General features: G+C 69.6%; 5 protein-coding genes. All 5 read right to left on the bottom strand.

Annotation, left to right across the window (positions count from 1 at the left end):
* Positions 1-5: 5 nt before the first annotated feature.
* Positions 6-4,205 (bottom strand): type IIL restriction-modification enzyme MmeI, encoded by a 4,200-nt coding sequence (locus OG594_RS32515; RefSeq protein WP_266605867.1) that lies wholly within the window; start codon positions 4,203-4,205, stop codon positions 6-8.
* The gene (gene drmD, locus OG594_RS32510; protein ID WP_266605865.1) at positions 4,202-7,462 is read right to left on the bottom strand and encodes a DISARM system SNF2-like helicase DrmD; all 3,261 of its coding nucleotides are present in this window, start codon (positions 7,460-7,462) and stop codon (positions 4,202-4,204) included. The genes OG594_RS32515 and drmD overlap by 4 nt, the downstream gene beginning before the upstream one ends.
* 127 nt (positions 7,463-7,589) lie before the next feature.
* On the bottom strand, positions 7,590-8,741 hold the full coding sequence (locus OG594_RS32505; protein WP_266605863.1) for a hypothetical protein: 1,152 nt from the start codon (positions 8,739-8,741) through the stop codon (positions 7,590-7,592).
* Positions 8,738-9,238: a DUF4365 domain-containing protein gene (locus OG594_RS32500; RefSeq protein WP_266605861.1), complete on the bottom strand. Its 501-nt coding sequence runs from the start codon at positions 9,236-9,238 to the stop codon at positions 8,738-8,740. The genes OG594_RS32505 and OG594_RS32500 overlap by 4 nt, the downstream gene beginning before the upstream one ends.
* Positions 9,239-9,382: 144 nt before the next feature.
* A complete protein-coding gene (locus OG594_RS32495; protein ID WP_266605859.1) occupies positions 9,383-11,968 on the bottom strand; it encodes a DUF262 domain-containing protein in 2,586 nt (861 codons plus the stop codon).
* Positions 11,969-12,015 lie beyond the last annotated feature (47 nt).

Here is a 12,015-nt window from a genome sequence, read left to right as displayed (position 1 = left end):
TGCCGTCAGAACAGGCTCGGCGGCTCCTCCACCGGAGGCTTCGACTTTCGCTGGGCCGGGGCCGCCACCTTCTTCTTGGCGCCCTTCTTGTCATGCAGACCGGCGGCGACTTCGGCCGCGTAACGCCGCTGGTTCTCTTCGAGCAGCCGGTCAAGAATCTCCTGCCGGACGACCGGGCCGACGGTATAACGGGGCCCCTGCCGGGTGTCATGGAACCCGTGATCAAGCCCGCCTGGCTGACTCAGGAGGTCGTCCCAGCCGTAGGCACGGGCAACCTCTTCGTCAATGCCTCGGTGGATCTCGCGGAGTTCGACGATGTCAACGTCCATGCAGCTCTCGTCATGGAGCAGGTTGTAGGTCACGGTGAGGCCACCTCGTTCAAGCATGATGGCTCGGCGACGTACATCCAGCTGGCTGCCCAGGCAGCGAAGGGGTTCCGTCAGCGAAGGGCGCGCCAGCGTTCCAAAGACATCAGTCGGCGCATACCGAAGATCACCCTTCATTGTCGATGATCGACTAATTGCCCACCAGTAGTGAGCCGAGCTACTCATGAACGCCAGCATCGCCACGTCGTCACTAGCAACGATCACGGTCGCTTCGCTCATAACCTGCCCAGTCGGAACCAGCACCGGCATAACAACCTTACTGACCCGCGTGATCACCAAAACTCGACTCATCCCTGCAATAGCCCTCTGCATCGCAGGAAGTTTTTCGGCGTACTGCCACCAGCGTTCGCGGTAAACCTTACGGTTGTTTCTATCTCGCTCCGGCTTCACCAGCCTTAGCACCCGATCATACGCTTTGGGATATTTCTTGGCCTCACCCTCACTCCAGTCGTGAAAATTAATCACCCAGCGACTTGGCGAGCTGTCTGGCCGAGAGTTTAGATCTTGGCCGTTAAGGTACGGGAACAGCACATCCCGGTATCTTTCATCCTCGGCAAGCAGTTCCTGAGCCTCCTCAGGCGAAAGAGTGAAACCCAAGCCAAGGACATATGATCCGATGAAGGCTAGGCCCTGGTTCTCAGCGAGCCTATGCGCTGCGCCGACCACGCGGGATTCAGCGTCGAGAGACGAAGTGATGCCCGGAACAGGCACCCCATCCGCTATCCGCAGTCCGGCTTCAGCAACAACTGATCTACTTGCCCACACCGCACAATATTCCAGTACGGCGCTCCGAGACGGCCAGGGAGAACTTTTGACTGATTGCCGAATCTCCACTCCCCAAGAAATGAGCTGATCAAGCCCGACCTCCCGAGTGTCACCCTGAGCCAGAGTGTTCGTTGCAATCACGCCGATTTGACCAATGTCGCTCAGCAAATCATTAGCCCGGAGGAGGAAGTAGGCCACCAGATCGGCACTTCCTCGCGCGCCGCACCCAATCTCCTTCACGAGATACTCTCGATAAGATTCTCCCGATGCGCCCGTCAACTTCTTTCCGCCCAGGAATGGCGGATTCCCGACTACCGCGTCGAAACCGCCCCGCTCCTCCCAGACCTCCGGGAACACCAGCGGCAAATGAACCGGCTCCCGCTCGAACGCGCCCGCCGGCTTGCCCGTGGCCAGCCAACCCCGCGCCAGCGTCTCCGCCCGCCCCAGCTCGGCAGCAGCCAGCTCCTCGTCGTCCCCCGCGTCGGACACCGCGTGCGCCGCCGTCACCGCGGCGAACGACAGCTGGTCCTGGTCCTTCTCTGCCCGGCCCGCACCGGCCAGCGCCGCGCCCACCACCAGGTCCGCGAAGACGCTCGCCTGGCGGGTTTTCTCCCGCACCGAGGCCAGCATGGCGCGCTTCTGTTCCAGCTCCTCCAGGCCCGTGCCCGGGATGCCGGCCAGCTTGCGGCGCTCCTCCGCTACCTCCGCGATGACCCGCCGCACGCCACCTGTGAAGTCGATGCCGTCGCCGTGAATGCGACGGCCCCGCACCGGATCCAGGTGCATGGCCTCCAGCTGCTCCACCGACGTGATGCCCAGCAGCGAGTCGCCCGCCACCAGGCGGTCGTCCAGGAACGTGAACGGCCGGTCCCGGTCCATGGAGACCAGCCACAGGGACAGCTTCGCCATCTCCACGGCCATCGGGTTGATGTCCACGCCGTACAGGCAGTGTTCGATGATCTGCCGACGCGCCTCCACCATCACCGGCTCGGCCTCGGCCTCCACCGCCGACGTCGACAGGGAGTCCGCCGCCTCCAGGTAGGCCAGTGCCCGCGCATCGCCCTCGCGGCTCCACGCCTCCACCAGCGCGCCCGCCAGGTAGCGGCACGCAGCCACCAGGAACGCCGCCGAGCCCATCGCGATGTCCGCGACCTTCAGCTTCAGAATGTCCGTCGAGGACTTGGGCCGCCACTGGTTCCGGTCCGCCGTCTGGAGCGGGCCGTACTCGTAGACGAGAGGCTCCAGCGCGCCGTCTGCGACCTGCTGGGCCAGGGACTTCGGGGTGTAGTGCGTCCCCGTGTTCTTCCGGAGCGAGGACTCCGTCACGTACAGCCCACCCGCGCCGATCACCACCGGCAGGTCCCGCAGGTCACGCCGGATCAGGCGATAGAACGGCAGCAGCCGGTCCGTCAGTTCGGTGTCGCTGCCCGTCGCCGCCAGTAGCTTGCTCCGCGCCGCGGCCCGCTCCACATCCGACAGCGGCTCCAGCAGCTTCGTCACCTTGGCCGCGCTGCCCAGCCCCGTCGTCTTGTTGTACTCCTCCGCCAGCACCGCCCCCAGCCCCTCGCCCTCCGTACGGGCCAGCGCCTCCAGCCGGGTCAGCAGCACCTCCGCCTCCAGGCCCGCCTTGCCGACGAGGCCCACGATGGTGTCCTCGGCGCGGCGGCCCTGGTACGAGAGGAGGCCCTCGTACACGTAGCCGATCTGCTCGACGTCCAGTGTCCGGAAGGTCAGCCGGCGCCGCTCCCGCTTCTTGCCCGTGCCGATCCAGACGTGCTGCACCGACTGGAGCATGTGCAGGACGGTCCGGTCGTCGATGGGCAGCGGGTCCGTCGGATCGCCGTCCGCCGTGCCCCGACCCTCCAGCCACGGGAAGGAGTTCGGGTCGAAGATCGAGCCGTCGTACGCGTGCATCCGCAGCGCCGGGTGGTCCACTCCCCCGTACACCGCGTTGAACAGCGCGATGAGCCGGTGCCAGCCGACCCCCGTCTGTTCCAGGTCGTCCTCGGTCGTCTCCCGCGCCCGGTCCTCCAGCTCCTGGCAGAGCCGGCCGGCCGAATAGGCCTGTACGTACAGCTCGTTGTCGCTCGGCAGCAGCCCGCGCTCCTCCGCAAAGAGGAGGAAGACGACCCGCATCATGACGGCGACGGCACCGCGATAGACGTCCTGGGCCGGTACGTCGGCCAGGCCGTTGCCGCCCCGCGCGCGCTCGGTGACGTCGGCGCGGCCGATGGCCTCCACCAGCAGTTCCACCGCCTGGCGGACCTGCACGCCGAGGGCGTCGGTGACGTCCTCCTGGCTGTCCAGGGACTCCTTCAGCAGCGGCAGCAGCATCTCCGCGTCCTCGACGGCGAAGAAGCGGCGGCGGCTGAGCAGGGAGAGGAAGGCGCGTACGACGACCCGTTCGACCGGCTCGGTCCAGGCGACCGTGTCGAAGAGCGCCGACGTCGTGACACCGCCGCGCGGCGCCCACACGAGGGTCCACCAGCGGCCGTCCGTCACCAGGCCGAGCTCCACGCCGTGGTGGCGGCACAGGTGTGCCATGCGGTCGACCGGGGTCGCCGCCCAGGCCGAGCCCGGAATGCGCTGGGACGGGTGGCGGCCCGCGGGGACGGTCATGCCGAGGATGGCGCAGTCGGCGACGAGTCCGGCCGTGTCCTGGGCGGTGCTGCCCGGTTCGAGGAGGGCGAAGGTGGGGGCGATGCGCTCGTCGTGCTCGGGGACGTCCACGGCGAGTGCCTCGGAGAACTCCGTGCCCTCGCGCAGCGCGTCGCCCCAGCCCAGGAGCTCGTTCAGGACGAAGTCCGTCCATGCCCCCTGCCCGGCCGCCGGATCCGACTGCCAGACGCCGTGCTCGTAGCGCAGTCGGGCCCGTAGCGGCTTGTCGATCGAGTCGAGCTGCGGCCAGGTCTTGAGCAGGACGGGCAGGGTCAGGAAGGGGCCGGATACGTCGACCAGGCTGAGCCAGTCCAGGTGGTCCTGCCGGCCGTCGGGGGCGGGGGCTCCGCTCCAGGTCTTGCCGCGGCCCGTGTTCGTACGGTGGGTGGTGCTCACTTCACGGCCTCCCGGCGGGGAACGACGAAGACGACGGCGACGGGGAACAGCAGGGCCTTGGGCCGCTCGTAGCGGGCGGCGATGGCGGCGAGCTCGCGCTGCTTCTCGCTCTCCAGCGCGTCCCGGCGCTGCTCCCAGTTCTCGCGGTCCCGGCGCTGCTGCTCGACCTCGTCGAAGGCCAGCTCCATCTGGCCGACCTCCTCCTGCTCCGCAGGCTTGCCGATGGCCCGGCGCAGGGACTCGCGGAAGCGGTCGATCTGGGCGGTGATCCGCTCGGCCTCGACGCGGCGGCGGGTCTCCAGACGGGTCTCCAGTGCGGTCTGGCGGTTGCGGGCCCGCCATTCCAGGGCCGAGACAAGACCCTCGCTCACGTGCGGCCAGGCATCGGCGAGCTTGCCGCGCAGGACCGGGGCGGCCTGGGTGGCGTGGTCGGCGAAAGCGTCGTCGAGGATGTCGCGGACCGTGGTGGTCTTCTCCAGGCGGCTGAAGCGGGGCTGACCCGCACCCTCCGCCTCGCGGAGCCAGCCGCCCGCCTGGAGGATCTCCTCGTGCAGGCGCACGCCGTCGGCGCCGACGAGGACGAACCGGGCGAAGGCGCCGACGAGGGTCGTCTCCAGTTCGGGGTGGTCGCTGATCACGGCGCTGACGCGGGCGAGGTCGATCTGCTCCTTGTTCCACACGGCGGCGCGCAGCAGCCGGGTGGACATGGCGACGAGGGGGTGCCCGAGGTGGGCGAGGACGACGTCGTCGCGGTCCTTGCCGTGGCTGTCCTTGAGCTTGGCCGCCTCGAAGGTGACCGGGCGCCGGATCTCGGGGCGCAGCTTGTCGGCGAGGCCGTGGGAGGCCCGCTCCCAGGAACCGGTGAGGGTGGGGACCTCGTAGAAGCCGTCGGCGCCGTCCTTTTCGTCGAGGACGGGCCGGATGTCCTGCTGGCGGGCGAGCGGCAGCGCGGTGGAGACCACGCGGGCGATCCGTTCGGGGGTGATGCCGAGGGAGTCCACCGTGCCCGCGACCTGCTCGCTCAGGCGCTGGGCCTGGGCCTGGGCGTCGCGCTCGGCGGCGACGTTCCCGCCGCCCTTCCTGGCCTTGCGGCCGGCGTAGACCTCGGCGCGCTCCACGTCGAAGTCGGTGCCGAGGTCGCCGGTCATCCGGCGCTGCACGGCGTCGGCGAGGACGGCGTTGACCTTGCCGAGGTCCTCTTCCATGCGGGCTACCTTCACCGCCACCCGGGCCAGGAATTCGAGGTCGGCCTCGTAGGTGTCGGTGCTCTTCTCGTAGCCGCTGCCGACGAAGTGCACGACCTCCGGGGCGGTGAGCTGGCCGTAGCGGTCGATGCGGCCGATACGCTGTTCGAGCTTGTTGGGGTTGAAGGGGATGTCGTAGTTGACCAGCCGGTGGCAGTGCCGCTGGAGGTCGATGCCCTCGCTGGCCGCGTCGGTGGCCAGCAGGATGCGTACCGGGTTCTCGGTGGGCTCCGCCTGGAAGGCCAGGCGGAGCTGCTCCCGGTCCTCGGCGTTCAGACCGCCGTGCAGGAGGGCGACGCGGTCGCCGCCGAGTCCGTGGTCGCGCAGCAGGTTCTGGAGCCAGACCTGGGTGTCGCGGTACTCGGTGAAGACGACGACGCGCTCGTTGAGCCAGTGCCCGCCCTCGGCCAGGCAGTTGGCCTTCAGGTAGGTGATCAGCTCGCGGGCCTTGGAGTCGGCCTGCGCCTGGTGGCGCTGGGCCCACTCGCGCATCTGCTCCAGCAGGGCCGACTCGTCGCCGTCGGTGCCGGGCTGGAGGGTCGTGGCGCGGGCGATGGCGTCGTCCTCGGCCTCGGCGAGGGGCTCGTCGTCGTAGTCCGCGTAATCGTCGAAGAAGGTCTCCTGCCAGTCCTCGACCTCCTCGGCCGCCTGCTGCTTCTTGGTCCGCAGCGTCTCCAGGTAGACCTCGATGGTGCGGGCGAAGGCGTCGGGCGAGGAGAACAGCCGCTTCTTGAGCAGCAGGGTGACCAGGTCGGCCGCCTTGCGGCCGCCCTTGAAGCGGGTGCCGAGCTTGGCCCGGCGGAGCTGGGCGTACTCCTTGAGCAGGGCGTGGATGCGGCGCTCGTCCTCGGTGTACTCGACGGGCAGCGACGTGGTCTTCCGCTCCAGGAAGCGGCGCTCGCCGGTCTCCGGGTCGCGGATGTCGGTCTTGAGGCGGCGGACGACGGTGTCCTCGACGGCCTGCGGGTCCGGCTCGACGCCGCGCGCGAAGCGCTGGTTGTCGATGATCTCCAGGAGGGCCGTGTACGACTGCTGGTAGCCGTTGTGCGGGGTCGCCGACAGGAACAGCCGGTGCTCGAAGTGCGGGGCGAGCCGGCGGATCAGCTTCGTCTGCTGGGAGTCGACGGGGTAGTACTGCTTGGGCGCGGAGGGCGCCACGTGGTGGGCCTCGTCGAGGATGAGCAGGTCGAAGGCGCGCTTTCCGGGGACGACCGCTTCGGCGTCCTGGGCGGGGAGCACCTCGGCGAGCAGCCGCTGGGCCTTCGGGCCGCGCAGCCAGGGCAGGCTCACGATGCACCGCGGGTGGATGTTGAAGGGGTTCGCGGCGCTGCCGTGGGTGCGGCGGACCGCGGCGGCCCGCTCGGAGTCGATGATCGTGAAGTCGAGGCCGAACTTCTCGGCCATCTCGTCACGCCACTTCACGGTGAGGCCGGCCGGACAGACGATCATGATCTTGTGAGCACGGTTGCGGAGGATCAGCTCCAGCGCGACCAGGCCCGCCTCGATGGTCTTGCCGAGGCCGACGTCGTCCGCGAGGAGCAGGTTCACGCGGGGCGCGGCCACGGCCCGGGAGACGGGTTCGAGCTGGTACGGCTCGACGGCGACGCCGGAACGGAAGGGCGCCTGGAGGGTACGCACGTCGGCCGAGGTGACCGCGGACCACCGGACGGCGTCCAGGAAGGCGGCCAGGCGCTCCGGCGGGTCGAAGCGCTCCGCGGTGACCTCGGGGAGGGAGCCGGCGAAGAGACGGCGGCGGCCGGGTTCGATCTCCCAGATGACGGAGAGGGTGTCGTTGTAACGGCCGTCCTCGACGCTGTTGAGCGTGACGAGGGTGCCGGGCGCGCTGATCGCCGCGGAACCCGTGCCGTGATCGACGTCGGCCACGACCCAGCGCTGCCCGCGGACCTCGACGAGATCGCTGATCTCGGGTACGGCGGTGTGGTCCTGCGCGTCGGCGCGGCGGCGTACCGCCCGCTGCGCCACCCCCGCCAGGTCGGTGGTCGGCGTCGTCATCGGGTCTCCGCCCCTCCATACCGCCCCGTGAGGGCGATTTTCACGTCAATCACAGTCATTCAAACACGTACGAAAGCCCGCCCGGCCACGCTCGTGGAACTTCGGTGCACCGGCTGCGGCCGGGCCGTCACAGCACGTCGAAGGCGGTGATGCGGGTCAGCTCGTAATAGGTGCCCCGGCGTGCGAGATCGCCTTCGATCTTGAGCGTCCGGCCCTGCGCATGGGCATCGGTGGCACGGGTGTACTCGTCCTCCGCCAGGCTCACGTGGATCTGGCGCTTCGGGCCCACCTCGCCCTCCGCTCCGAGCACGATCGCCTCGACGGTCACCTCGCCGGGGCCGTACTCCGCGGCACGTTTGAGCTTGGTCGAGCGGCCGATGACCGTCACTCCGGGCTCCGGCTCCTGTCGGCGCAGGTCCTGGGCCCCGTCGCGCAGGACGTGCACCAGGCGGGGCGAGAAGGGCGCCACGGATTCCATGGGCGGCACGTGCCATCTCGGCGACCAGGCGAAGTCGATCGAGAAGGCGTGCGCGGTGCCCGCACCCCGGCCGTCGTTCCCGCCGATGCCTGCGAGCGCCTCGCACAGGTCCGCGGAGACGCCCTGCCCCACGGCATCCGCGAAGGGGGCCGAGTCGTCGGCGTCCATCGCGTCCTCGGCTGCCGTGCGGGCCGCCGCCACGGCCCGGTACATCCTGCGCGAGACGCTCCGCGCGAAGGGTTCCGGGTCGTCGCCGAAGAGTGACGGCTGTAGGTCCCGTTCCGGCAGCGGCACCTGCACGCTCAGGATGTAGCTGCCCGGCACGGTGGGTCCGAAGCGGGCGCTGTCCACGAAGTCACGCGCGGCTCGCGGCTTCCGGCGCGACTGGACGAGCCGCGGCTCGATGGTGTGGCAGGCCGCCGCCATCAGCAGGTCCCGGGCGCTTGTCACGGCGAGCACTCCCGCTTGCACGGGGATCGTGCCGGACGGCGTGCTCGGCATGGTCCGGATGTACTGCACATCGAGACCGGTCGCCCACAAGTCCTGCACAACGGCGGTCGGCGGCCGGGCCTCCAGCTCGGCCAGTGCTCCGACCAGATCCGCCATGCGGTCCGCGAAGTCCGCCAGGCCGGTGTCCATGGGCAGCAGCAGGCGCCGCGCCCGGCCGGCCCAGTCCCTCTCCCAGCGGCGGCTATAGCGGACCCGGCCGGCTTCCTGCCAGCCCCTGCTGCGGAGGTAGTGCGCGACGTCATGCGGTCGCAGCCGCTCCAGCTCGTCCTCGGGTACGCCGATCGTGGTCATGGTGCGGGCACCTCCTCACACGCCCGGGCGAAGAACTCGTGCAGAGCGTCGACCGTGAGCAGATTGTCGCGCGGAACAGTGACAGTGACGCTCTCCCGGCCGGCTTGTGCGGGGACGTGGTGTTCGAGCGAGACCCAGTACGCGCAGCGGCGCAGCACGAGGGCGTCCTCGTCCGTGCGGATGTAGTCCGCCGGGTCCTTCGGCACGAGCACGACGACCAGGTAGACGGGCACCTGCCGCTTGCCGCGGAGCCGTTTGAACTGCGACACCGACAGTGTGATCTTGAACCCGGTCACCGCGTCCGGGATGCTCTCCACCCGGTGCGTCTTCACCTGGAGGGCGATCTGGACATCGAGCTCGGGCTCCTCGTGGTCCCGGCCCAGGATCAGGTCCTTGCCGATGTCCGGATACGGCACAGCCACCTGGAATCCGGCCGCCGCGGCGATCGCGGCCACGAAGGTCTCTCCGTACCAGCCCTGGTGGTTGTTGTGCTCCATGCGCCCCCGTGCTCCGGTCGCAGGCCACCCGCCACGCACCCACGTCCGGAGTGACACCGATCACTGCCCGGGCAGGCTACCCGAGCAGTGATCTTCCGTTAAGGGCGGAATCCGGCCAGGTGGGGCACTCCGGCCGCCACCGGGTCAGAACACCGCCGGGTCGTCGTCGATCGGGCGGCGGGCTTCCGCCAGGGCGACTTCGTGGATGAACCACTCCAGTACGGACCGGATCTTCTCGGCGTGCGCGGCGAAGACCTCCAGCGGGAAGGAGGGGCGCAGGTCGAGCTTCGCCTCGGCGAGGTCGATGCCGTCGATGGCGTTGAACCGCTCCATCAAGGCGCGGCGCAGCGGCTCGTCGTCGAACGGCGGGCGCCGCTTGAGGTACTGGAAGACGACCTCCGCCGTCCCCGTCACCGGGTAGATGCCGATCGGCCACAGAGCCCGCGGGGCACCCGGCCCGCCGGCGTCGACGGTCGGGAAGCAGCTGGTCTCGTTCGCCTTCCCGTAGACGTGGTGGCCGCCCTGCTCCTCCCAGAAGCGAAGTGCCGCCAGGACGCCTTCGACGACCTCCGGTGTCTGGTTGGCCCGCAGCAGGGCCTCGAAGCGGGTCCCGGCCTCGTCGGCACCGGTCTGCGGTGCGGCCGACCCCGCCGGGGTCTCCTCCGGCAGCTCCCTGCCCACCAGGACCGCCAGGTCGGCGCTGCTCAGCCGGTGGGCCTTCGAGGCGCGGCCGTTCTCGTCGAAGGGCACGCCCTCGGCTTCCAGGACGTCCTTCGGGTCACCGGAGTGCCGGCCGTCGGTCCATCGGAATCCGCCCGCGATCCGGCCGTCGGCGGTCAGCACGCGGTAGGCACAGTGCAGTCCGGTCCTGGCAGCCATGTGGTTGCCGACCGCGATGGCGCTGGTGCCGATGAGGGCGGCCAGCTCACCGTACGACGTCCAGGTCCCGGCCGGCACGGCGAGCAGGATCTCCCTCAACTCCCGCCAGCCCGCCCACTCGTCGTCCGCCTGCACGGCCTCCTCCAACGGCCCGGGCCACAGCCCCACGGCCCGGTCGGCCAGTTCGTCGGCCCTGGCGAGGATCTCCCGGCGGCCCCAGGCTTCCTGTGCGGCGATCTGCTGGTTCATCCGCAGCGCGCTGGAGTCGAGCAGTTCCTGTTTCCGGTGGAAGGGGTGGTTGGAGAGGCGTGCGTTCTCACCCGAGAGAGTGAGGTTTCCGAGGGTGTGGACGAGCAGGTTGTGGATCTCCTGGGGGCTCTCGCCGTCCGCGGCTTCCTCGGCCAGCAGGTCGAACCACTGCTGGGCCGGGCTCTGGGGCAGGACGTGTTCGACGGTCAGCGGTGCCTTGTCGTAGTCGACGGGCTCGCTCGACCCGTAGCTCTCCTCCAGCCGGCGCAGGATCTGGAAGCGCTGGTTGCTGCGGCCGGTCTTGTAGAAGGGGCGGGTGCGGACGGCTTCACGGACCGCTTCGTCGCCGGGCCATACGCGAGCGCCCGTGCGGGGGCGTGAAAGGAACCGGCGTACCACCTCGGCCGGGGAGCCGTCCTTGTCCAGCTCCTTGGGGAGTTCCATGAACACCCGGTTGCTGCCCGTCGTGGACAGGCCCGCGAAGAGGCGCCGCACCATGTAGCTCTCCGCGAATCCGAGGGCCTCCGCCGCCTCCGAGGCCGTGGTCCTGCCGTCGTCCACGAGGTCGAGGAGGTGCAGGGCCAGCGGGTAGTGAGTCTGACCGCCCCACCGCGACAGGCGCTCCAGTACCGCCCGCAGCCCGGGGTCGGCTTCCCTCGCGGGCTCCAGGATCCGCATGAGGCGGTCGGCGCGCAGGGAGAACCGGGCGATCTCGGCCTCCAGCGCGGCCTCGTCCCCGCTCAGCGGCTCCAGGCGCTTCTTCTGGTCCCGGTAGATCTCGCTCTGCCTGGCCCGGCTGTTCCCTCCGACGACGAGGTCCAGCCACACGAGCAGCTCCAGATGGGCGGGCCCGAGCAGCTCCTGCATGGGGAGCCACCGCTTGCGGTAGACGTCCTCGCCCCTGCTCGGAAGGCACATGAAGAGGTAGTTGCGCAGCAGGTCGCTCTGGCTGAGCCCGACACCGGTGTTGTTGATGGACTCGAAGATTCGGTAGACGTTGTCGCCCTCGGCAGCGGTGATCGCAACGATCGACAGGCCCTCGCCCAGCACGGACTCCACCGCGTCCATCCAAACCTCACCACCGCTCTCGGCGCCGTCGGCGAGGGCGGCGACGAAGAAGCGGTAGGCAGCTCCGACGTTCCCGGCTCCTCCGGCCTTCGGGAGGCTGTCCACGCAGGCCGTGTAGGCCTCGCGGTCCGCCTGCGTCGGCAGCAGCCGGTAGCCGTCGTGCCCGTCCTGGTACGTGTTGACCAGGATGAGGTCGTTGATCCGGGCGGCCCGCTTCGCCGAGCCCCGGTCCCGGTGGTGGTCCCGCAACGCCGTGAACGCGAGCATCAGGGTGGTCATCCGCTGCTGGCCGTCGACGACGAGCCAGCGCTGCATCCCGCCCGCGGCCACCCGCTCGGGCGCCAGCACGACCGAACCGAGGAAGTGACCCGAGCCGGGCCGCCCTTCCAGCCCGTCCTCGACCAGCTCCTGCACGTCGTCCCACAACTGCCGCAGCTCGTCACGCTGCCAGCTGTAGGTGCGCTGGTAGAGCGGTACCTGGAACTGCTGCTCCCCCTGCACCAGCCTGCTGAACGTGGTCTCCTGAGCGTGCACGCGCGTCCTCCCCAAATCCTCGGCGCCGGCCTGACATTGTCGCCCCA

It is taken from the genome of Streptomyces sp. NBC_01214 (assembly GCF_026340975.1).
GTDB lineage: Bacteria > Actinomycetota > Actinomycetes > Streptomycetales > Streptomycetaceae > Streptomyces.
Note: the sequence above shows the minus strand (reverse complement) of the source record. Positions and strands in the feature narration are given on the sequence as shown.